Origin of the sequence: Streptomyces sp. NPDC048182 (genome assembly GCF_043202555.1) — a bacterium.
Taxonomy (GTDB): domain Bacteria; phylum Actinomycetota; class Actinomycetes; order Streptomycetales; family Streptomycetaceae; genus Streptomyces.
Genome location: NZ_JBIDAQ010000004.1, coordinates 62,141 through 83,433 on the forward strand (window position 1 = coordinate 62,141; position 21,293 = coordinate 83,433).

General features: G+C 76.2%; 20 protein-coding genes. 6 read left to right on the plus strand and 14 right to left on the minus strand.

Annotated elements, in window-relative coordinates; translation table 11 throughout:
- The first annotated feature begins 29 nt into the window (after positions 1 to 29).
- Complete coding sequence (locus ACGFZL_RS09130) at positions 30 to 3,026, plus strand: AAA family ATPase (protein ID WP_393690257.1); 2,997 nt, start codon at positions 30 to 32, stop codon at positions 3,024 to 3,026.
- Between the two features lie 10 nt (positions 3,027 to 3,036).
- Here ACGFZL_RS09130 and ACGFZL_RS09135 read toward each other — a convergent pair whose 3' ends face one another.
- Positions 3,037 to 3,483 (minus strand): Lrp/AsnC family transcriptional regulator, encoded by a 447-nt coding sequence (locus ACGFZL_RS09135; protein ID WP_355175807.1) that lies wholly within the window; start codon positions 3,481 to 3,483, stop codon positions 3,037 to 3,039.
- 123 nt (positions 3,484 to 3,606) lie between these two features.
- Between ACGFZL_RS09135 and ACGFZL_RS09140 the strand changes: the two genes are divergently transcribed.
- Positions 3,607 to 4,101, plus strand: a complete 495-nt coding sequence (locus tag ACGFZL_RS09140) for a rhodanese-like domain-containing protein (protein WP_393690258.1) — start codon at positions 3,607 to 3,609, stop codon at positions 4,099 to 4,101.
- Between the two features lie 21 nt (positions 4,102 to 4,122).
- Here the strand turns inward: ACGFZL_RS09140 and ACGFZL_RS09145 are convergent, their stop codons facing one another.
- Together ACGFZL_RS09145 and ACGFZL_RS09150 are read right to left on the minus strand one after the other, a co-directional pair.
- Positions 4,123 to 5,811, minus strand: a complete 1,689-nt coding sequence (locus ACGFZL_RS09145) for a DUF885 domain-containing protein (protein ID WP_393690259.1) — start codon at positions 5,809 to 5,811, stop codon at positions 4,123 to 4,125.
- A gap of 65 nt (positions 5,812 to 5,876) precedes the next feature.
- Positions 5,877 to 6,347: an Lrp/AsnC family transcriptional regulator gene (locus ACGFZL_RS09150; RefSeq protein ID WP_355175804.1), complete on the minus strand. Its 471-nt coding sequence runs from the start codon at positions 6,345 to 6,347 to the stop codon at positions 5,877 to 5,879.
- Between the two features lie 59 nt (positions 6,348 to 6,406).
- Between ACGFZL_RS09150 and ACGFZL_RS09155 the strand changes: the two genes are divergently transcribed.
- Entirely contained in the window at positions 6,407 to 7,600 is a 1,194-nt protein-coding gene (locus ACGFZL_RS09155) for a trans-sulfuration enzyme family protein (RefSeq protein WP_393690260.1), read from the plus strand.
- Between the two features lie 15 nt (positions 7,601 to 7,615).
- On the opposite strand, the gene ACGFZL_RS09160 is transcribed toward ACGFZL_RS09155, so the two are convergent.
- From ACGFZL_RS09160 to ACGFZL_RS09170, 3 genes are all read right to left on the minus strand, one after another.
- Positions 7,616 to 8,923, minus strand: a complete 1,308-nt coding sequence (locus ACGFZL_RS09160) for a GNAT family N-acetyltransferase (protein ID WP_393690261.1) — start codon at positions 8,921 to 8,923, stop codon at positions 7,616 to 7,618.
- Positions 8,924 to 9,111: 188 nt separating this feature from the next.
- Positions 9,112 to 10,539, minus strand: coding sequence for a PLP-dependent aminotransferase family protein (locus tag ACGFZL_RS09165; protein WP_393690262.1), 1,428 nt, complete (start codon positions 10,537 to 10,539; stop codon positions 9,112 to 9,114).
- A 260-nt stretch (positions 10,540 to 10,799) separates the two neighbouring features.
- Positions 10,800 to 11,672: an alpha/beta fold hydrolase gene (locus tag ACGFZL_RS09170; protein ID WP_393690263.1), complete on the minus strand. Its 873-nt coding sequence runs from the start codon at positions 11,670 to 11,672 to the stop codon at positions 10,800 to 10,802.
- Positions 11,673 to 11,963: 291 nt separating this feature from the next.
- Between ACGFZL_RS09170 and ACGFZL_RS09175 the strand changes: the two genes are divergently transcribed.
- On the plus strand, positions 11,964 to 12,725 hold the full coding sequence (locus tag ACGFZL_RS09175) for a GntR family transcriptional regulator (RefSeq protein ID WP_355175799.1): 762 nt from the start codon (positions 11,964 to 11,966) through the stop codon (positions 12,723 to 12,725).
- Between the two features lie 66 nt (positions 12,726 to 12,791).
- Here the strand turns inward: ACGFZL_RS09175 and ACGFZL_RS09180 are convergent, their stop codons facing one another.
- Entirely contained in the window at positions 12,792 to 13,946 is a 1,155-nt protein-coding gene (locus ACGFZL_RS09180; RefSeq protein ID WP_393690264.1) for an ROK family transcriptional regulator, read from the minus strand.
- A gap of 28 nt (positions 13,947 to 13,974) precedes the next feature.
- On the opposite strand from ACGFZL_RS09180, the gene ACGFZL_RS09185 reads away from it, so the two are divergent.
- Positions 13,975 to 14,193 carry a hypothetical protein gene (locus ACGFZL_RS09185; RefSeq protein ID WP_393690265.1) on the plus strand — a complete coding sequence of 73 codons (219 nt, stop codon included), beginning with the start codon at positions 13,975 to 13,977 and terminating at the stop codon, positions 14,191 to 14,193.
- 61 nt (positions 14,194 to 14,254) lie between these two features.
- Positions 14,255 to 14,698 (plus strand): hypothetical protein, encoded by a 444-nt coding sequence (locus ACGFZL_RS09190; protein WP_355175797.1) that lies wholly within the window; start codon positions 14,255 to 14,257, stop codon positions 14,696 to 14,698.
- Here ACGFZL_RS09190 and mug read toward each other — a convergent pair.
- The 7 genes from mug to ACGFZL_RS09225 all read right to left on the minus strand — a co-directional run bounded on the left by mug (position 14,659) and on the right by ACGFZL_RS09225 (position 21,287).
- A complete protein-coding gene (mug, locus tag ACGFZL_RS09195) occupies positions 14,659 to 15,192 on the minus strand; it encodes a G/U mismatch-specific DNA glycosylase (protein WP_393690266.1) in 534 nt (177 codons plus the stop codon). The two genes, ACGFZL_RS09190 and mug, sit on opposite strands and share 40 nt — an antisense overlap.
- Before the next feature lie 74 nt (positions 15,193 to 15,266).
- Positions 15,267 to 16,709: an adenylosuccinate lyase gene (purB, locus tag ACGFZL_RS09200; protein ID WP_393690267.1), complete on the minus strand. Its 1,443-nt coding sequence runs from the start codon at positions 16,707 to 16,709 to the stop codon at positions 15,267 to 15,269.
- A 60-nt stretch (positions 16,710 to 16,769) separates the two neighbouring features.
- On the minus strand, positions 16,770 to 17,570 hold the full coding sequence (locus tag ACGFZL_RS09205) for an SGNH/GDSL hydrolase family protein (RefSeq protein WP_393690268.1): 801 nt from the start codon (positions 17,568 to 17,570) through the stop codon (positions 16,770 to 16,772).
- 71 nt (positions 17,571 to 17,641) lie between these two features.
- Complete coding sequence (locus ACGFZL_RS09210) at positions 17,642 to 18,655, minus strand: hemolysin family protein (RefSeq protein ID WP_393690269.1); 1,014 nt, start codon at positions 18,653 to 18,655, stop codon at positions 17,642 to 17,644.
- The gene (locus ACGFZL_RS09215) at positions 18,652 to 19,995 is read right to left on the minus strand and encodes a hemolysin family protein (RefSeq protein ID WP_393690270.1); all 1,344 of its coding nucleotides are present in this window, start codon (positions 19,993 to 19,995) and stop codon (positions 18,652 to 18,654) included. The genes ACGFZL_RS09210 and ACGFZL_RS09215 overlap by 4 nt, the downstream gene beginning before the upstream one ends.
- A gap of 130 nt (positions 19,996 to 20,125) precedes the next feature.
- Positions 20,126 to 20,551: a GNAT family N-acetyltransferase gene (locus tag ACGFZL_RS09220; protein WP_393690271.1), complete on the minus strand. Its 426-nt coding sequence runs from the start codon at positions 20,549 to 20,551 to the stop codon at positions 20,126 to 20,128.
- Positions 20,552 to 20,609: 58 nt separating this feature from the next.
- Positions 20,610 to 21,287 carry a class I SAM-dependent methyltransferase gene (locus ACGFZL_RS09225; protein ID WP_393690272.1) on the minus strand — a complete coding sequence of 226 codons (678 nt, stop codon included), beginning with the start codon at positions 21,285 to 21,287 and terminating at the stop codon, positions 20,610 to 20,612.
- Positions 21,288 to 21,293: the final 6 nt, after the last annotated feature.

Consider the following 21,293-nt stretch of genomic DNA (forward strand, 5'->3'; position numbering starts at 1 on the left):
GGCGAGGAGACGGCAAGGGGGGTGGCCCGGTGAGGCTGCACCGCCTGGACGTCACCGCCTTCGGGCCCTTCGGCACCACCCAGCGCGTCGACTTCGACGAGCTGTCCGCCGCCGGGCTCTTCCTGCTGCACGGCCCGACCGGCGCCGGCAAGACCTCCGTCCTGGACGCCGTCTGCTACGCGCTGTACGGATCGGTGCCGGGCGCCCGGCAGAGCGGCCAGGGCACGGCCCTGCGCAGCGACCACGCCGAGCCCGGCACCCGCACCGAGGTGCGCCTGGAACTCACCGTCGCGGGACGCCGCCTGGAGGTCACCCGGCAGCCGCCCTGGGAACGCCCCAAGCGGCGCGGCACCGGCACCACCGTCGACAAGGCCCAGACCTGGCTGCGCGAGTACGACGCCGGACGCGCGGCCTGGCGCGACCTCAGCCGCTCCCACCAGGAGGTCGGCGAGGAGGTCACCCAGCTGCTCGGCATGAGCCGCGAGCAGTTCTGCCAGGTCGTGCTGCTGCCCCAGGGCGACTTCGCACGCTTCCTGCGGGCCGACGCCGAGGCGCGCGGCAAGCTGCTCGGCCGGCTCTTCGACACCCGGCGCTTCGCCGACGCCGAGAAGCACCTGGCCGAGCTGCGGCGGGCCGGCGAGACGCGGGTCCGCGAGGGCGACACCGCGCTGCTCGCCGACGCCCACCGCATGCAGCAGGCGGCCGGCGGCGCCATGGAGCTGCCGGACCGGGCGCCGGGCGAACCGGGCCTCGCCGAGGCCGTGCTGGCCGCCGCCGCCGTGGCCCGCAGTACCGCCGTCGAGCACCTGGACCTCGCCGAGCAGCGGCTCTCCGCCGCCGAGGCCGCGCAGGAGGCCGCCGACCGCGAGCTGGCCGGCACCCGCGAGCGGGACCGGTTGCAGCGCCGCTCGGCCGAGGCCCGCCGGCGGGCGGAGCTGCTGGCCGAGCGCGCCGGGGAGCATCAGGACGACGAGCGGCGCATGGCGCGCGCCCGCAAGGCCGAGGCGGTGGCGCCCGCACTCGACCTGCGGGAGGCCGCCGACGCCGAGCACCGGCAGGCGGCCGCCGCCGAGCGGGCGGCCCGGGCCCCGCTGCCGGCCGGCCTCGCGGACGCCGGCGCCGCCGGGCTCGCCGCCGCCGCCCGCCGCAGCGCCGAGGAGCTGGGCCGCCTGGAGTCGGCCCGGCGCGCCGAGGAGCGCCTCACCGGCCTCGCCGGCGAGCGCGACGCCCTCGGCCGCCAGGAGCGCGCCGACGGCGAGGTGCTGCACGAGGCGGAGACCTGGCTGGCCGGCTGGGAGAGCGCCCGCGCCGCCGTCCAGGACCGTATCGACAGCGCGCAGCAGGCCGCTGCCCGCGCCGAACAGCTCGCCGAGCGCCGCGAGTCGGCCCGGCACCGGCTGGCGTCGGCCCGCGAGCGCGACCGGCTGGCCGCCGAGACCGAACAGGCGGGCCGGGAGGCCGTGGCCGCCGCGCAGCGCGCCGTCGACGCCCGCGCCCACTGGCTCGATCTCAAGGAGCAGCGGCTGACCGGCATCGCCGCCGAACTCGCCGCGCACCTCGCTCCCGGCGAGCCCTGTGCCGTCTGCGGGGCCACCGAACACCCCGCGCCCGCCCGCCGGGACGCCGGGCACGTCGACCGGGCCACGGAGGAGCGGGCCTTCGCCGGCCACCAGCACGCCGAGGAACTGCGCGCCGAGGCCGAGCGGCACGCGGGCGCCCTGCGCGAGGCTCTCGCCGCCGCCACGGCCGAGGCCGGCGACGCGCCCGCCGGGCAGTTGGCCGCCGAGGCCGAGGAGATCGAACGGGAGCACACGCGGGCCCGTGGCGCCGCCTCCGCGCTGCACGCCGCGCAGGAGGAGCTGCGCCTGGCCCTCCAGGAGCACGAGCGGCGCACCGCCGCCCGGCAGCAGGCCGCCGTGCGGGCCGCCTCCCGGGTCGGCGAACGGGAGCGCCTGGACCGCGAGGCCGCCGCGCTGGAGACCGAGCTGACCGAGGCCCGCGGCGACGCCGGCAGCGTGGCCGCCCGCGCCGCCCAGCTGGAGCGCCGGGCCGCGCTGCTCACCGACGCCGCCGGCGCCGCCCGGGCCGCCGAGGACACCGCCCGGCGCCTGAAGGACACCGACGCCCGGCTGGCCGACGCCGCCTTCCGGGCCGGCTTCGACACCCCGCGCGACGCCGCCGCCGCGCTCCTCACCGACGACGCGCACCGCGCGCTGCAACGCCGCCTGGACGCCTGGCAGTCCGAGGACGTCGCCGTGCGCACGGTGCTCGCCGAGGCCGACACCGCCGAGGCCGCCCGGCAGCCGGCCGCCGACCTCGCGGGCGCCCAGCGGGCCGCCGACGAGGTGGGGCGGCGGCTGCGCACGGCCGCCTCCGCCCGGGACGCCGCCGCCCGCACCCGCGCCGACCTGGCCCGGCTGTCCGCCGGCGCCACGGCCGCCGCCCGCAGGATCGCCCCGCTGCGCGCCGAGCACGACCGGGTCGCCCGGCTCGCCGCCCTCGCCGCGGGCACCTCGGCGGACAACGAGCGCCGGATGCGCCTGGAGTCGTACGTGCTCGCCGCCCGCCTCGAACAGGTCGCCGCCGCCGCGACCGCGCGGCTTGCCCGGATGTCCGCCGGGCGCTACACCCTCGTCCACTCCGACGACCGCACCGGGCGCGGACGCAGCGGGCTCGGCCTGCACGTGGTGGACGCCTGGACCGGGCGGGAGCGGGACACGTCCACGCTCTCCGGCGGCGAGACGTTCTTCGCCTCCCTCGCCCTCGCGCTCGGCCTCGCCGACGTGGTCACCGACGAGGCGGGCGGCGTCCGCCTGGACACCCTCTTCATCGACGAGGGCTTCGGCAGCCTCGACGACCAGACCCTGGACGAGGTCCTCGACGTCCTCGACTCGCTGCGCGAGCGGGACCGCAGCGTCGGCATCGTCAGCCATGTCGCCGACCTGCGCCGCCGGGTCCACGCCCAGCTGGAGGTCGTCAAGGGGCGGACCGGCTCGGTGCTGCGGCAGCGCGGCGCCGGCGGCTGAAACCCGCCGCTCAGCGGCCCAGGGCGCGGCGGGGGAGCGGGGAGGAGTAGACGACGCTCGTCGTCACCGAGCCGAGCGCCCCGATCCGCCCGGAGACCTCCTCCAGGTGGCGCATCGAGCGGGCCGCGACCTTGATGACGAAGCAGTCGTCCCCGGTGACGTGGTGCGCCTCCAGGATCTCCGGCGTGACCGCGACCAGGTCGTGGAACGGCTTGTAGTTGCCGGTGGGGTACCTGAGCCGCACGAAGGCCAGGATCGGTAGCCCCAGCCGGTCGGGGTCCACGACCGCCGAGTAGCCCTGGATGACCCCCGCCTCCTCGAGCCGCCGCACGCGTTCGGTGACCGCGCTCGCGGACATGGAGACGGCACGGGCCAGGTCGGCGAAGCTCGCCCGCCCGTCCTGCTGGAGGGCGTCGAGGATGAGCCAGTCGGTGGCGTCGGGGGAATACGCGGTCATGGGCCATGCATAGCAGTGGAATCCACGGCGGATCAAGAGAAGTGCCGGGGTTGCTCCCTTCAGGGCGCCGGACGTTCTCCGTAGATTTCCTGCTCCAGGAGATCACCCGCGAGAGGCCCCCGGATGAACGCCACAGCCACTGCCACCGCCCCCGCCGCCAACGCCGTCCTGCGCGTCGCCCCCGCCGCGCCGGCCGAGGCCGCCGCCCACTTCCGGGCGAGCCTCGCCTTCCACGCCGACGTCTCCGACGTCGCCGCCGCGCTCACCGCCGGGGGCGACCCCGGGTTCGTCGTCCTCGACTCCCGCTCCACCGAGGCGTGGGACCAGGGCCACGTCCCCGGTGCCGTCCACCTGCCGACCGCGCTCATCGCCGAGCAGGCCGAGCGGCTCCTCGACCCGTCCGTGCCGGTCGTCACCTACTGCTGGGGCCCGGGCTGCAACGGCGCCGCCCGGGCCGCCCTCGCGCTCGCCGAACTCGGCTACCGGGTCAAGGAGATGCTCGGCGGCTTCGAGTACTGGGCGCGCGAGGGCCTCCCCTACGAGACCTGGCAGGGCGAGGAGCGGCGCCCCGCCGACCCGCTGACCGCGCCCGTCGGCGCCGACGACTGCGGCTGCTGACGGGCGGCGGCAGGAGCCGGCTCAGAGCCGCGACAACTCGTCCACCAGGTCGTCCAGGCCCAGCGAGCCCTGCGAGAGGGCGGCCATGTGCCAGGCTTTGGCGTCGAAGGCGTCGCCGTGCCGGGCACGGGCGTTCTCCCGGCCGATCAGCCAGGCCCGCTCGCCGAGCTTGTAGCCGATCGCCTGGCCCGGGATCGACAGGTACCGGGTCAGCTCGCTCTCCACGAAGTCCGCCGGGCGGCTGCTGTGCGCGCCGAAGAACTCCTGCGCCAGCTCCGGGGTCCAGCGCTCGCCCGGGTGGAACGGCGAGTCCGCCGGGATCTCCAGCTCCAGGTGCATGCCGATGTCCACGATGACCCGCACCGCCCGCATCATCTGGGCGTCCAGGTAGCCGAGCCGCTCCTCGGCGTCGGTGAGGAAGCCCAGCTCGTCCATCAGCCGCTCCGCGTAGAGCGCCCAGCCCTCGGCGTTGGCGCTGACCATGCCGACGGACGCCTGGTAGCGGGAGAGGTCCTCGGCCACGTGCGTCCACTGGGCCAGCTGGAGGTGGTGGCCCGGCACGCCCTCGTGGTACCAGGTGGAGACCAGGTCGTAGACCGGGAAGCGGGTCTGCCCCATCGTCGGCAGCCAGGTCCGGCCCGGCCGCGAGAAGTCCTCCGACGGCGAGGTGTAGTACGGCGCGGCGGCGCTGCCCGCCGGGGCGATCCGCGACTCCACCCGCCGCACCCGCTCCGCGAGTTCGAAGTGCGTGCCGTCCAGCGCCTCGATCGCCCGGTCCATCAGGCCCTGCAGCCAGTCCCGGACCTCGTCCACGCCCTCGACGTGCCGGCCGTGCTCGTCCAGGTGCGCCAGCGCCACCCAGGGCGTCTCGGCGCCCGGCAGCACCTTCTCCGCCTCCTCGCGCATCTCGCCGAGCAGCCGCCGGTACTCGTCCCAGCCGTACGCGTACGCCTCGTCCAGGTCCAGGTCGGTGCCGTTGAAGTAGCGCGCCCAGCGGGCGTAGCGCTCCCGGCCCGCCGTGTCGGGGGCGCCCGCGACGGCCGGCGCGTACACGTCGCGCAGGAAGTCCCGCAGCTCCGCCACGGCCGCGGTGGCGCCCCGGGCCGCCGCGTCCAGCTCCGCGCGCAGCGCCTCGGGTCCGGGGGCCGCGAAGTCCTCGAACCAGCCCCGGCCCTCGCCGGTGTCAGCCCACTCGCCGAGCTGCCCGACGAAGGTGGCGACCGGGCGGGGCGCCGCGTACAGCTTGCGCTCCAGGCCGAGTTCGAGCGACTCGCGGTAGCCGGCGAGGGCGGCCGGCACCGCGCGCAGCCGCTCGGCGACCCGCGACCAGTCCTCGTCCGTCTCGGTCGGCGTGATCGTGAAGACCTCCCGCACGGAGTGCGCGGCGGTGCCCATGTTGCCGACCGCGCGCAGCCCCTCCTCCGCCTCGTGCACGGCGAGTTCGGCGGTCAGGCGCTCCCGCAGCAGCTTGGCGCAGCGCCGCTCGACGTCGCTGTCCCCGCCCGGCCTGCGCTCCGCCTCGGCGAGGCGGTCGAGGGTGGTGCGGGCCAGCCGGGCGAGGGCCTCCTGCCCGGCGGGCGACAGGTCGGGCAGGCGGCTGGAGCTCTCCGGCGCGCCGAGGTAGGTGCCGGTGACCGGGTCGAGGGCGATCAGATCGTCGACGTAGGCGTCGGCGACCTGGCGGGGCAGCGGGTTCGTGATCTCTGACATGCCGCCATCCTCGTACGGACACCGGTGCCGCGTCAGCCCCGTCCGGCCTTCCCCGTCCGGCTTTCTCAGGGCGGCAGCAGGGGGCCGCAGTCCCACTGCTGGAAGATCAGCCGCGTCTCCACGCGGGCCACCTCGCGGCGGGAGGTGAACTCGTCCAGGACCAGGCGTTGCAGGTCCGCCATGTCGGCGACGGCGACGTGCACCAGGTAGTCGTCGGGGCCGGTGAGGTGGAAGACGGTGCGCGACTCCGGCAGCGCCCGGATCCGGTCCACGAACGGGCCCACCAGCTCCCGCCGGTGCGGCCTGACCTGCACCGACAGCAGCGCCTGAAGGCCGCGGCCGAGGCGCGCCGGGTCCAGTTCGAGGCGGTGGCCGAGGATCACCCCGGCCCGCCGCAGCCGGGTCACCCGGTCCAGGCAGGTGGAGGGGGCCACGCCGACCTGGGCGGCGAGGTCGCGGTAGGTGGCCCGGGCGTCGTTCTGCAGCAGCCGCAGCAGGTGCAGGTCGACCGGGTCCAGTACGACGGAATCGGCCATCGGCCGAACGTAGCACGGCCGTTTACCGCGAGAGCCCGGCCGGTGTTCACTCTGCCGCCATGGAACCTGCCGCCATGGAATCCGCGCGCACCCCGAGGGCCCTGGACACCGAGGCCGTCCACGCCGGCCGCGACGACCTCGCGGGGCTCGGGCTGCACGCCGCGCCCATCGACCTGTCCACGACCTACCCCTCCCACGACAGCCGTGGCGAGGCCGCCCGCATCGACGCCTTCGCCGCCACCGGCGCCGACCCCGAGGGGCCGCCGGTCTACGGCCGGCTCGGCAACCCGACCGTCGCCCGCTTCGAGGCGGCCCTCGCCCGCCTGGAGGGCACCGAGGCCGCCGTCGCCTTCGCCAGCGGCATGGCCGCGCTGAGCGCCGTGCTGCTGGCCCGGGGCGCCATGGGGCTGCGGCACGTGGTGGCGGTGCGCCCGCTGTACGGGTGCAGCGACCACCTGCTGACCGCCGGGCTGCTCGGCACCGAGGTCACCTGGACCGACCCGGCCGGCATCACCGACGCGCTGCGCCCCGACACCGGTCTGGTCCTGGTGGAGTCGCCGGCCAACCCGACGCTCGCCGAGGTCGACCTGCGGGCCGTCGCGCACTCCTGCGGCTCGGTGCCGCTGCTGGTGGACAACACCTTCGCCACGCCGGTGCTCCAGCGGCCGGCCGAGCAGGGCGCCCGGCTGGTGCTGCACAGCGCCACCAAGTACCTGGGCGGCCACGGGGACGTGCTGGCCGGCGTGGTGGCCTGCGACGAGGAGTTCGCCGGGCGGCTGCGGCAGGTGCGGTTCGCCACCGGCGGCGTGCTGCACCCGCTCGCCGGCTACCTGCTGCTGCGGGGCCTGGCCACTCTGCCGGTGCGGGTCCGGGCGGCCTCGGCGAACGCCGCCGAGCTGGTCAGGCGGCTGACCGGCGACCCGCGGGTGGCCCGGGTGCACTACCCGCGGATCGGCGGCGCGATGATCGCCTTCGAGGTGCACGGCGACCCGCACGAGGTCGTCTCCCGGGTCCGCCTGATCACCCCGGCGGTCAGCCTCGGCAGCGTCGACACCCTCATCCAGCACCCGGCCTCCATCAGCCACCGCGTCGTGGACGCCGGCGACCGCCGGGGCGCCGGGGTGAGCGACCGGCTGCTGCGCCTCTCGGTGGGCCTGGAGGACGCCGGCGACCTCTGGGCCGACCTGGACCGGGCGCTCGGCGAGCCGGCCACGGCGATCCCGCTGCGGGAGGCGCTGGCCGGGTCGGAGTGACGCGCCCCGGGTGCGTCACTCGGTGGCGACCCGCTCCCCGGCCGGGGGAGTGGTGTCGGCGCCGGCACCGGTCCCGTCCAGGCGGGCGGTGACGACCAGGGTGCCCTCCTCGATCTGGTAGTCGAGGGGGAGGCCCAGGCCGCGCATGGCGGCGACCATCGCCGTGTTGGACGCCTGCGTCACGGCGTACACCCGGGCGCAGCCCGCCTCGGTGGCCATCGCGGTGAGCCGGGCCAGGAGTTCGCCGCCGATGCCCCGGTGCTGCCAGGCGTCCTCGACGAGCAGCGCGACCTCCGTCTCGTCGCCGTCCCACAGCAGGTGCCCGAGGCCGACGATCCGCCCGGAGGCGCTCTGCACCGCCAGCGTGCGGCCGTGGTGCGGGCTGAGCAGATGGCTCAGATAGCGGTCGGCGTCCCGGACCGGACCGTGGTAGCGCAGGCCGAGGGTGCGCGGCGAGCAGCGCTCGTGCATCGCCCGCGCCGCCGGGAGGTCGCGGGTGTCGGCCCGGCGGACCGTGAGGCCGCTGCCCGCGGGCAGCGGCAGCTCGTCCCGCCCGTGCGGGACGCGCGGGCCGAGCCGGGTGTCCAGCTCCACCAGGGCCCGGGCCCGGGCGAACTCGGTCGGCGTGAAGGGCAGGTACGGGCGCTCCACGGTGATGACACCGCCCTCGGGCGCGCGCAGCCGCAGCACGGTCTCCGCCAGGGCGCCCTCCTCGGGCACCTCCTCCGCCGCGCCCGCCGCCGTGGCGGGCAGCGACCGGATGGTGCAGCGGCCCAGCAACTGACGGAGCGCCAGGGGTAGTTCCGCGGTGTCCAGCGCGGTGCGGGCGGCGAGGCCGAGGATCCTGGTGGGCGCGTCGACGAGGTCGTGGGCGTCGGCCCGCTCGGTCCAGGTGTCGCGGCCCCCGGCCGCCGTGGCCGCCTCGGCCAGCTCGGAGCCGGCCAGTCCGGCCGGGACGCGGAGCAGGAACTCGTCCACCGTGCCCTCGGCGAGCGGGTGCGTCTGGAGGCTGAGGATGTCCACCCGCCGGTCGGCGAGGGACCCGCACAGCGCCGCGAGGGAGCCCGGGGCGTCCCGCACGGTGGTGCGCATCCGCCACAGGGCGCTCTCCTCGCCCGTCCCGGCCGGCGCCGCCGCGGGCGCCGGCCGGGCGCCGGTATCGTCCGTCGGCGGCGCGTGGTCGTGGCGGCGTGATCGCCAGGTGTGCAGGGCGGCGGTGGCGATGAGGGCGGCCACCGAGGCCAGGAGCATGGCGGGTACCCAGGTGCCGCTCCCCGTCAGGCGGGCGGCGGCCTCGGTCACTGCGGACACGTCTCGAGTCATGCTGCCACTGTGGAGGAACGGTATTGCGTGATCACGAACGCCTTGTGTCCGGTGGGTAAAGAACACTTACGGCGAGTTTGTTGCGGTTTCCACCATCCGGCCGCTCCTGCCCGATGCGTCCGCTCCCGTCCGCCCCGGTGTCGGCCGCGCACCGGGGGATGACGCCGGCGCGCGGCCCGCCGGCCAGATTACGGGACCCCGTCGCCGGCGGCCTTCGCCATCAGCTCCACCCCGGCCCGGATCCGGGCCGGGGTCAGGTGCGCGTACCCGAGGACCAGCCGCACCTCGCCGTCGGCCGCCGCGCCCGCCGTGCCGTGCCGGTACTGCGTCAGAGCCCGCACCTCGACGCCGGACTCCGCCGCGCGGGCCAGGAAGCGCTCCTCGGGCCCGTGGCGCCCCGGCAGTGCGGCGATGGCGTGCAGGCCCGCGGCGATGCCGGAGACCCGGGAGCCGGGGAAGTGCTCCGCCAGCGCGGCGACCAGGGTGTCGCGCCGCTCACGGTAGGCGCGCTGGCAGGCCCGCAACTGGCGGTCGTAGTCCCCGCGTTCCACGAAGTGGGCGAAGGCGGCCTGGTCGAGGGAGGGGTGGCCGAGGTCCAGGGTCCGCTTGCGCTCGACCACCTCGGCCGCCAGCCGCTCCGGCACCAGCAGCCAGCCGAGGCGCAGTCCCGGTGCGAGGGACTTGCTCACCGACCCCGTGTAGGCGACGTGTTCGGGGTCGAGGCCCTGGAGGGCGCCCACCGGGGCGCGGTCGTAGCGGAAGTCGCCGTCGTAGTCGTCCTCCAGGATCAGCCCGTCCACCGAGCGGGCCCAGGCGAGGAGTTCGGCGCGCCGCCGGGCCGAGTAGGCGATGCCGGTGGGGAACTGGTGGGCGGGCGTCGTCACCACGCACCGCACGCCCGAGGCCCTGAGCGCGCCCGGCTCCAGGCCCTCCCCGTCCAGGGGCAGCGGCACGGTGGAGACGCCCGCCGCCGCGTACAGCTCGCTGTGCTGCGGGCTGCCGGGGTCCTCGACGCCCACCGTGCGCGTCCCGCGCGCGTGCAGCACGAAGCCGAGCAGCGTGGTCGCCTGGGCCACGCCCGAGACGACGACGATCCGCTCCGGGTCCGCGACCACGCCCCGGCGCCGGGCGAGCAGCCCGGCCAGCGCCGTCCGCAGCCGGGGCAGTCCGCGCGGGTCGGGGTAGCCGAGGTCCTCGTGCGCGAGGCCCGCGAGGACGGCGCGCTGGGCCGCCGCCCACGCCGGGCGCGGGAACAGCGACAGGTCCGGTGTCCCCGGCACGAAGCCGGCGTGGACGCCCCGGGGGCGCGGGGCGAGGTCGCGCGCGGGCGTGCGGGCGGCCCGCACCGCCTCGCCGACCCAGGTGCCGGCGCCCCGCCCGCTGCGCAGGTACCCCTCCGCCGTCAGCTGCTCGTACGCCTCCGTCACCAGCCCGCGCGAGACCCCGAGGTCGCCGGCAAGGTCCCGGCTGGACGGCAGCCGGGTGCCCGCCACGAGCCGCCCCGAGCGCACCGCCTGCCGCAGCGCCTCCTGAAGCGCCCGCCCCCGGCTGCGCGCCGGCGCCGCGACGGCGGGCACGAGCACCTCCCAGGCGGCGCTGCGCTCGCTCGACGTCATGTGGCTCCCCCCCCCGGAGTGCCGCGCCCGTGCCCTGGATCCGGGCGCGTGGCCCTCACTCTACGAGGGGACCCGCGGCGCCCTGCGAGCCGACCAGCCGTCCTGCGAGCCGACCGCCTGCCTGTGGGGGGCCTACCAAGCCGGCCTGGGAGCCGACCGTCGGCCTGCGGGAGCCGACCAGCTGGCCTGAAGCCGACCGCCGGCCTGGGAGCCGGCCAGCGAGGTGCCAGCCGGCCCGTGGGTCACAGGCCGGCCCGCGACTACTGGCCGACGACCCGGAGTTGCGCCGCCGGCGTGCGTACCGCGCGCGTGCCGTCGAGGATCACGCGGGCGACCAGCGCCGGGTCGTCGTTCATCGGGACGTGGCCGCAGGCCGGGAGGCGGATCAGGCGGGCGTGCGGCAGGGCGCGCTTGGCGCGGATGCCCTGGCGGGGCAGGAGCAGCTGGTCCCGGCTGCCCCAGGCGACGGTCACGGGCGGGCCGATCACGTCGTCGGTGAACCGCACGCCGCGCCCGGCCCGCAGCGTCTCGGCGAAGCCCTCGGCCCGGGCGAGGGCCAGCGTCTCGGCGACCACCGCTTCGGGCGAGCGGCGCCCGGGACGGGCGTACACCGTGCCGGTGAGGGCCGCGCGGCCGGCCGCCGTGCGGGCCAGCCGCCCGAGCAGCGGCGCCGGCACGCTCCGGGCGCCGCGCCGCATCCCGGCGAGGACCCCGAAGTCGTAGCGCCGCTCGGCCTCGGTCCAGAAGCCGGCGGGGGAGAGGGCGGTCACCGAGCGCACCAGGTCCTCCCGGCCGAGCACCAGCGCGAGCAGCCCGCCCAGCGAGTTGCCGGCCACGTGCGGGCGCTGCCAGCCGAGGGCGGTGCAGAACGCGCCGAGGACGGCCGCGAGCGTGGCCGGGTCGTAGGGCAGTCCGGTCGGCAGGCCGGGCGACTCGCCGCAGCCCGGCAGGTCCACGGCGACCACCTCGCGCTCGGCGGCCAGGATGCCGGTCACCGGCTCCCAGGCCTGCCGGTGGTGGCCGATGCCGTGCACCAGGAGCAGCGGTTCGCCGGCGCCCACGCGCGTGTGGGCGAGGGTGACGTCGCGGGTGCCGTGCGGGGTGCCGGCGGGGAAGGTGAGCGTGCTGTCCATGGGTCGGGCTCCTCGTCGATGCTGACTCGGTACGCGTAGACAGCCTGTCAGCAAGAGCTACCGACGGGTAGACCTCGCGCGTGACCTGGGCCGCACCCGGATGTCCGGCGTGCGAACGGGCGCGAACAGCCCATGAACCCTTTGTCACGTCCCGTCCGGACACCCCCACCGGTACGAGGATTGGTCTTGACCAAGGGTCTGGGCCGCCTTATGGTCGCAGAGAACTGCAACAACCTTTAATAAACAAGGGCGTCAAAACGCCGCCGGACCACGGCGATTGCGGAGGACAGGGTGGGGACCACGCAGTTGGAACCGGTACCGGAACCGAAGTACTGGCATCTCAGGACCGTGCTCAGCGAGGCCCTGGACTCGGAGTTCTCGGTGGGCGAGATCCTGCCCAACGAACGCGACCTCGCGGCCCGCTTCGGCGTCGCCCGCGCCACGCTCCGCCAGGCCCTGGAACAGCTCGAACTGGAGGGCCGCCTGCAGCGCCGCCGCGGCGTCGGCACCACCGTCGCCCCGCCGCGCGTCGGCGTCGCCGTCGGCACGGGCGGGCAGGCGTGGCCGGGCGCGGCCGACGACGCCTGGCAGCCCGTCGACTGCGTCCTCCAGGCGCCCCCCGCGCCCGTCGCCGACGACCTCGGGACCGCGCCGGACGAGGCCGTGCACATCCTGCGCCGCTCCCGCGTGACGCACGGCCAGCCCGTCGCCGCCGAGCTGCTGTACGTGCCCCGCGCCTCGGTGCCCGAGCTGTCCGGGATCGACGCGCCCTCGGGACCCGCACGCGCGCGTGCCGTCCTGCGCGAACTCCAGCGCGCCGAACAGGGCCGCCAGGAGAGCGCCGTGGAGCTGGGCTCGGCCGGCGCCGAGGACGCGAAGGAGCTGGACCGGCTGCCCGGCGCGCCCGTCCTGGTGGTCACCACCCGCTACCTGGCCGGGGGCCGCACCGCCGCCCTCTCCGTGGCCACCTACCGCGCGGACACCTGCCGGCTCACCTTCGGCGAGTCGGGGGACGTGCGGATAGACCACGGCCCGCAGACCCGCGCCTCCTGACCGCCGCGCCCGACGCGCCGGCCCTCCTGACCTTCGCGCCCGGCGCGCCGTCCCGCCACCGACGGGTCAGCGGCGCGCCGTCGCCCCCTCCACCGCGAACAACTGCTCCTCCACGTGGTCCAGGGCGAGCCGCAGCGCACCCGTCGCCACGGCGGCCTCGCCGAGCAGCGACAGCGTCACGCGGGGCGGCCGCAGGCAGAAGCGGCCCAGCTCCTCGCGCAGCGGTTCCAGGACCCCGTCGAGGCCGGCCGCCCAGCCGCCGATGACGAGCAGCTCCGGGTCGAGGGCGAGGACCAGCGCCGCCACGTCGTGCACCAGGCGCTGGAGGAAGCGGTCGACGGCCTCCCGGGCCAAGGGGTCGCCCTCCCGGGCCTGCTTGAAGACCCGGGCCACCGCCTGCTCGTCCAGCGGGTGCAGCGGCCGGTCGGTCGTGGACAGCAGCGTCTCCGGCGTCACACCCCGGCCAAGGAGGTGCAGCGCGCCGATCTCCCCGGCCGCGCCGCCGTACCCCCGGTGCAGCCGGCCGCCGATCAGCGCCCCGGCCCCCGGGCTCAGCCCGGCCAGCACGAACACCACGTCGTCGGACTCGGTGGCGGCGCCCTTCCAGTGCTCGGCCACCGCCGCCGCGTTCGCGTCGTTCTCCACCAGCACCGGGCACTTGAAGGACCGGCTCAGCCGCTCCCCGAGCCGCAGCCCCGTCCACTCGGGCAGCGCGGTGCTCAGCCGCACCGTGCCGTCCGCCTCCACGATGCCCGGCGTGGCGGCGCCCACCGCCCGCAGCGAGCCGCGCGGCACGCCCGCCCGGCGCAGCAGCTCGGCGACCGCCGTGCGCAGCCGTTCCAGGCGCTCGTCCGCCGACGCGGTCTCGTCCACCTCCTTGGCCTGCGCGCCGATCACCCGGCCGTCCAGGCCCGACAGCAGCGCGGCCACCCGGTGCGGCCCGATCTCCAGGCCGAGCAGGTGCCCCGCCTCCGCCCGGAACCGGAACCGGCGCGCGGGCCGCCCCTGCCGGCGTGCCGCCCCCTCGTCGGCGGCCTTCTCCACCACCAGACCGGTCTCCATCAGGCCGTCCACGACGCCCTCGACGGTCGGCCGGGACAGGCCCGTCACCCGGGTGATCTCGGTCAGCGTCGCGCAGTCGGTGGCACGCAGCGCGTGCAGCACGACCGCGGAGTTGATCCTCCGCAGCAGCGACGGATCCCCGCCGGTCAGCCCGCCCAAGGTCCGTCCTCCCAGCTCGTGCGCGTGTGTGGCCGGATCGTACTTCGCCGCCGGGCCCGCGGCGAGCCCCGGTACCGACCGTTCCGCTCCGCCGGCCCGCCTCACCCCGGCGCCCAGGGACCAAGTCGCCCTGCACAGCGACCCGGACGGCATGCTCGGCCCGTGGAGCGGGCTCGGGGTCGCGGCGCTGTGGGCGGGGGCGGCGCTGCTATGGGGTGCCTGGCGGGTGGGGCGCCGGGACGCCTGAGGGAGCGTCAAGGCCGCTGCCGCACGGCCAGTTGTCAGTGGTGCCCGCTTTACTGGACCCCATGGACATCGCCGAGAGCCTCGCCCTCATCGACCTGCTGTGCGCCCGGGAGTTCCCCGCGGCGCCCGGCCGGACGGAGCACGGTGAGAGCGGACCCGGCTTCCACATAGCCGCCTTACAGACCAGCGAGGGCTTCTGGGAGGGGGACGGCAGCGCGTGGGAGGAGACGGAGGCGCAGTACGCGGCCGACCTGGACGGCCTCGCCGAGCGGCTCGGCGCCCGCTGGGGGGCTCCGCAGCACATCAGCCTCTACAGCGTGTTCGACCGCAGCGTGCGGGGCGAGGAGGTCGGGGAGCCCTGGGCCGGACTGAGCGGCCATGTGCCGGACGTCCACCTGTGGCAGGTGCCGGGCACGGGCCGCTGGATCGCCCTCGGCGTCTCCCAGTGGGACCGGGAGCTGCCGTTTCAGCTGCTCGGCGTCGTGGCGGAGACCGCCCCGCCGTGACCGTCCGCGCCGGCCGCCGCCTCGCGCAGCCGCGCGAACTCCTCGGCCATCGAGGCCGCCGTCCAGTGCGCGTTGAGCCCGCTCGGGTTGGGCAGCACCCACACCCGCGCCCCGCCTATGGTCCGCTCCTGCGGGCCGACCCTGGCGGTGCGGTCTGCGAAGGCCGCCCGGTAGGCGGTCACGCCGACGACCGCCAGCCATCGGGGCCGCAGCCGCGCCACCTTCTCGGCCAGCAGCCGCCCGCCCTCCGCGTACTCCTCGGGGCTCAGCTCGTCGGCCCGCGCGCTCGCCCGCGCCACCACGTTGGTGATGCCGAGCCCGTGGGCCAGCAACTCCTGCTCCTCGTCCGGCCTCAGCTGCCGGGGAGTGAAGCCGGAGCGGTGCAGCACCGGCCAGAAGCGGTTGCCGGGACGGGCGAAGTGGTGGCCCGTGGCCGCCGACATCAAACCGGGGTTGATGCCGCAGAAGAGCACCCGCAGGCCCTCGGCGGCCACGTCCGGCACCAGGCGGTCGCGGGCCGCCTCCAGCTCGGCCGGGGTGGGGCGCGAGGCCCGGGTGGGCCGGGGCGTCAGAGGATCGCCCCGGGGGTGTAGCCGGCCGCCTCGGGGTGCTGCTTGGCGATCTCCTCGATCCGCCCGACGACGGCACCGACCTGGTCGGCGGCGGCGCCGGTGAAGGACAGCTTGTCGGCCATCAGCGCGTCCAGGGCCGCGCGGTCCAGCGGGATGCGCGCGTCGGCGGCCAGCTTGTCGAGCAGCTCGTTGCGCTCGGCGCCCTGCTCGCGCATGGCCAGCGCCGAGGCGACCGCGTTCTCCTTGATGGCCTCGTGCGCGACCTCGCGGCCCACGCCGGCGCGCACCGCGCCCATCAGCACCTTCGTGGTGGCCAGGAACGGAAGGTAGCGGTCCAGCTCGCGGGCGACGACGGCCGGGAAGGCGCCGAACTCGTCGAGGACGGTCAGGAAGGTCTCCAGCAGGCCGTCCAGGGCGAAGAACGCGTCCGGCAGGGCGACCCGGCGCACCACCGAGCAGGACACGTCACCCTCGTTCCACTGGTCGCCCGCCAGCTCGCCGGTCATCGAGGCGTACCCGCGCAGGATCACCATCAGGCCGTTGACGCGCTCGCAGGAGCGGGTGTTCATCTTGTGCGGCATCGCCGAGGAGCCGACCTGGCCGGGCTTGAAGCCCTCGGTGACCAGCTCGTGCCCGGCCATCAGCCGGATGGTCTTCGCCAGCGAGGACGGCGCCGCCGCCAGCTGCACCAGCGCGGTGACGACCTCGTAGTCCAGGGAGCGCGGGTAGACCTGGCCGACGGAGGTGAAGGCCTGCGCGAAGCCGAGGTGCGCGGCGATGCGCTGCTCCAGCTCGGCGAGCCGGCCGGCGTCGCCGCCGAGCAGGTCGAGCATGTCCTGGGCGGTGCCGACCGGGCCCTTGATGCCGCGCAGCGGGTACCGGCCGAGCAGCTCCTCGACCCGGCCGTACGCCACGAGCAGCTCGTCGGCGGCGGTCGCGAAGCGCTTGCCCAGCGTGGTGGCCTGCGCGGCCACGTTGTGCGAGCGGCCGGCCATGACCAGCTCGCCGTACTCGCCGGCCAGCCTGCCGAGGCGGGCCAGGACGGCCACGGTGCGGTCCCGGACCAGCTCCAGGGAGAGCCGGATCTGGAGCTGCTCGACGTTCTCCGTGAGGTCGCGGGAGGTCATGCCCTTGTGCACGTGCTCGTGCCCGGCCAGCGCGTTGAACTCCTCGATCCGCGCCTTCACGTCGTGCCGCGTGACCTTCTCGCGCTCGGCGATCGAGCCGAGGTCGACCTGGTCGAGCACCCGCTCGTAGTCGGCGAGCGCGGCGTCGGGCACCTCGACGCCGAGGTCCTGCTGGGCACGGAGCACGGCGAGCCAGAGCTGCCGCTCCAGCCTCACCTTCTGCTCGGGCGACCAGAGCACGGCCAGTTCGGCGGAGGCGTACCGTCCGGCGAGGACGTTCGGGATGCGGGGCTTGGCGGCAGCGGAAGTCACGTGTACGGAGTCTACTGGCGGTTCGTGCAGGTCGGCGCCACCGGGGGGGTTCGTCGGAAGCTACGAGGCCGGGTGCTCGGCGTCGTGCCCGGCCTCGTACGGCAGGAGGCCGGGGCGCTTCGGCGGCAGGCCGTCGCCGGAGGAGCGGCCGGTCAGGCGGCGGCCTATCCAGGGCAGCAGGTGCTGCCGGGCGAAGCGGACGTCGGCGGTGCGGCGCAGCAGCCAGCCGGGTGGGGGCGTCAGGGCCATCGGCAGGTGCCAGCCGGTGTCCTCGGCCTCGTGGCCGAGGGTCTGCCAGACGGCCTCGGCGACCCGGCGATGGCCCTCGGCGGTCAGATGCAGCCGGTCCACGTCCCACATCCGCGGGTCGGCCAGCGAGGCCGCGCCGTACAGGTCCACGACGACGGCGCCGTGCTCGGCCGCCAGGCCGTCCACGATCTCGAACAGCGCCTCCATCCGGGGCCGGAACCGCTCCAGGACCGGGCCCTGCCGGGCGGGGCTGCGCATCAGCACCAGCTGCTCGCAGGCCGGGGTCAGCCGCTCCACGGCCTCGGTGAGCAGGTCCCGCACCCGGACCATGTCGCACTTGGGGCGCAGCGTGTCGTTCAACCCGCCGACCAGGGTGATCACGTCGGCGCCCATGGCGGCGGCGACGTCGACCTGCTCGTGCACGATCTGGCCGATCAGCTTGCCGCGCACCGCGAGGTTCGCGTACCGGAAGCCGGGGGCCCGGGCCGCCATCCGTGCGGCCAGGAGGTCCGCCCAGCCCCGGTAGCCGCCGTCGGGCATCCGGTCGGACATGCCCTCGGTGAAGGAGTCGCCGACGGCGACGAGGCTGGAGTAGGCGGGAGGTGTCTGCATGGCGACAGCGATGGTAACCCGCCCGCCATACCCGCCGGTCGGTCGCCCCCGCCCCCCGGGGGCGACCGTCGTCAGGCCCGCCGGCCGAACAGCTCCCGCAGCACGTCCTCCATGGTCACCAGGCCGGCCAGCCGGCCGTCCGAGCCGAGGACGGCGGCCAGGTGGGTGCGGCTGCGGCGCATCGCCGTCAGCACGTCGTCCATCGGGGTGGCCTCCCGCACCCGGGCGATGGGCCGCATGTCCGCGCGGCGGAACGGCACGGTGCCGGCCGGGGCGTCCAGGGCGTCCTTCACGTGCAGGTAGCCGGTGATGCGCCGGCCGTCGTCCACCACCGGGAAGCGCGAGAAGCCGGACTCCGCCGCCAGCCGCTCCAACTGCTCCGGGGTGATGCCCACGCGCGCGTGCACCACCCGCTCCAGCGGCAGCACCACGTCCCGCACCGGGCGGCGGCCCAGCTCCAGGGCGTCGTTCAGCCGCTCCTGTGCCCGGTCGTCGATCAGCCCGGCCTCGCCGGCGTCCTTGACGATCTCGGCCAGCTGGGCGTCCGTGAAGGTCGCCGACACCTCGTCCTTGGCCTCCACCCGCAGCAGCTTCAGCGCGCCGTTCGCCAGCGCGTTGACGGTGAAGATGATCGGCCGCAGCGCCCGGGACAGCGCCACCAGCGGCGGGCCGAGCAGCAGCGCGCTGCGCACCGGTTCGGCCAGCGCGACGTTCTTCGGCACCATCTCGCCGAGCAGCATGTGCAGGTAGGTGGCCAGGGCGAGCGCGATCACGAAGGACACGGCGTGCCCGGCCCCCGAGGGCACCCCGACCGCGTGGAAGACCGGCTCCAGCAAGTGCGCGATGGCCGGCTCCGCGACGATGCCGAGGACCAGCGTGCACAGCGTGATGCCGAGCTGGGCCGCCGCCATCAGCGCCGAGACGTGCTCCAGGCCCCACAGCACCCGCCCCGCGCGCCGGTCGCCCTGCTCCGCGTACGGCTCGACCTGGCTGCGGCGCACCGAGATCAGCGCGAACTCGGCGCCCACGAAGAAGGCGTTGACGACCAGCGTCGCCAGGCCGATGAGGAGCTGTACGGCGGTCACCGGAGCCCCTCCCCGTCGCCGCCCGGGGGCAGGTCGGGCGGCGGCGCGTGCAGCAGCACCCGGGCCGCGCGGTGCCCGGTGGCGTCCGCGACGTCCAGTTGCCAGCCGGCCACCCGCACGCTGTCGCCCACGGCCGGGATCCGCCCGAGCCCGGCCGCGACCAGGCCCGCCACCGTCTCGTACGGACCGTCCGGCACCCGGAAGCCGAGGCGCTCCAGGCGGTCCACCCGGGCCGAGCCGTCCGCCCAATACTGCACGCGGCCCTGGTCGTCGGTGCCCGCCGGGTCCAGCTCGGGCGTCTCGTGCGGATCGTGCTCGTCGCGCACCTCGCCGACGACCTCCTCCACGATGTCCTCAAGGGTGGCCACGCCCGCCGTGCCGCCGTACTCGTCGATCACCACGGCCATCGTCCGCCGCCCGGAGAGCCGGTCCAGGAGCCGGTCGACGGTCAGCGACTCCGGCACCAGGAGCGGCTCGCGCATCAGCTCGCCGACCGGCGTGCGGGCCCGGAGCTCGGACGGCACCGCCAGGACGTCCTTGACGTGCGCCGTGCCCACCACCGCGTCCAGGGTGTCCCGGTAGACGGGGAACCGGGACAGGCCCGTGGCGCGGGTGGCGTTGGCGACGTCCTCGCAGGTGGCGCGCTCGTCCAGGGCGACGACCTGCACGCGCGGGGTCATCACGTGCTGCGCGGTGAGGTCGGCCAGGTTCAGGGTGCGGACGAACAGCTCGGCGGTGTCCGCCTCCAGGGCGCCCTCCTTGGCCGAGTGCCGGGCCAGCGCCGCCAGCTCCTGCGGCCCGCGCGCCGAGGCCAGCTCCTCGGCCGGCTCCACGCCGAGGCGGCGCACCACGCGGTTGGCGGTGTTGTTCAGGTGGGCGATGAAGGGCCGGAAGGCCGCGCTGAACCAGCGCTGCGGGCCGCCCACCCGCTTGGCCATCGCCAGCGGCGCGGAGATCGCCCAGTTCTTCGGCACCAGCTCGCCGACGATCATCAGGAAGACCGTGGAGAGCGCCGTGCCCAGGACGAGGGCCAGCGAGGACGCCGCCGGACCCGACACCCCGAGGTCCCGCAGCGGGCCCGCGAGCAGCGCCGCCACCGAGGGCTCGGCGAGCATGCCGACGACCAGGTTGGTCACCGTGATGCCCAGCTGAGCCCCGGAGAGCTGGAACGTCAGACCGCGCACCGCCTTGAGGGCGCTCGACGCGCCCCGCTCGCCGCGCGCCGCCGCCCGCTCCAGCTCGCCGCGCTCGACCGTGGTCAGCGAGAACTCGGCCGCGACGAAGGCACCGCAGGTGAGCGAGAGCAGGACCGCCACGAGCAGCAGGAGCACTTCGGTCATCGGGTCACCTCGCCTCCATGATCGGCCAGGACGCGGAGGTTCGCGCGACGTCGCACGCCGGGGACTCGCTCATGCGCAGGTGCTCACAGCCTTCCGGTGGGTGCGCGGACGGCCGCGCCGCTCGCTCGGCTCACTGGGCGAGGGGCTTCACCCAGCGCCGCCAGTGGTCCTCGGGCGCGTACCCGGCCGCCCGCCAGGCATGCTGCGCCCGCTCGTTGCGCACCAGCACCATGGCGTCCCCGCGCCGCCCGCCGAGCCGCACGAACCGCTCCTCGGCGGCGGCCAGCAGCGCCGAGCCGATGCCCCGGCGGCGGTGGTCCGGGTGGACCGCGAGGCGGTACAGGTGGCACCGCCAGCCGTCGAAGCCGGCGATCACCGTGCCGGCCAGCTCACCGGCGCGCTCGGCGAGGATCAGCGCCCCGGGGTCGCGGGCCACCAGGCGCTCCACACCGGCGCGGTCGTCGCTGATGCTGGTGCCCTCGGCGGCGGCCTTCCAGAAGGCCAGCACCGTGTCGAGGTCGTCAGGGGCAGCGGCCCGTATACGCAGTTCCGTCATGCCGCGATGCGATCACGCGCGCGGTGCGCCCGCCGGGGATTCCGGCATGCGGACGCCCTCAGGGACGCCGCCACGCCGTGCCGAGCACGCAGTACGACGTCGGCAGCGCCGGGCCGTTCTCCGGCAGCAGGATCCGCCGGTAGGGGCCGAGCACGAACCCGGCCTCCCGCAGGGCGGCGACCGGGTCCCGGGAGACGTGGCAGCCGCCGGACAGCGGCGGCCACACCGTGCGGTCCAGGGCTCGCTGGGTGAGGGCCATCGCCCGGCCGCCGCCCCGGCCGTGCTCGAAGAAACGCACCTCGCCCCCGGGCCGCAGCACCCGGTGCACCTCGGCGAGCGCCCGCGGCAGGTCGCGGACGCTGCACAGCACCAGCGAGACCACCGCCACGTCGAACGCCTCGCTCTTGACCGGCAGCGCCTCCGCCACGCCCGGCGCCACGTCGACCGGCACCGCGGCCCGCTGCGCCGCGTCGACGGCCAGCCGCCGCAGCCGGCGCTCCGGCTCGATGGCGACCACCTCCGAGACGCCGCCCGGATAGTGCGCGAAGTTGAGTCCGTTGCCCGCGCCGACCTCGATCACCCGCCCGGACGCCCCGGCGAGCAGCCGCCGGCGCAGCCCGCCCAGGCCCAGGCGGGTCTCGGCGCGCTCGCTGACCCGGGCGTAGCAGCGGGCGAACAGCGGATGGTGGACGGCGTCCCGCGGCACCTGGCGGGACCGGCCGGAGCGCGGCGCCATGGGTCC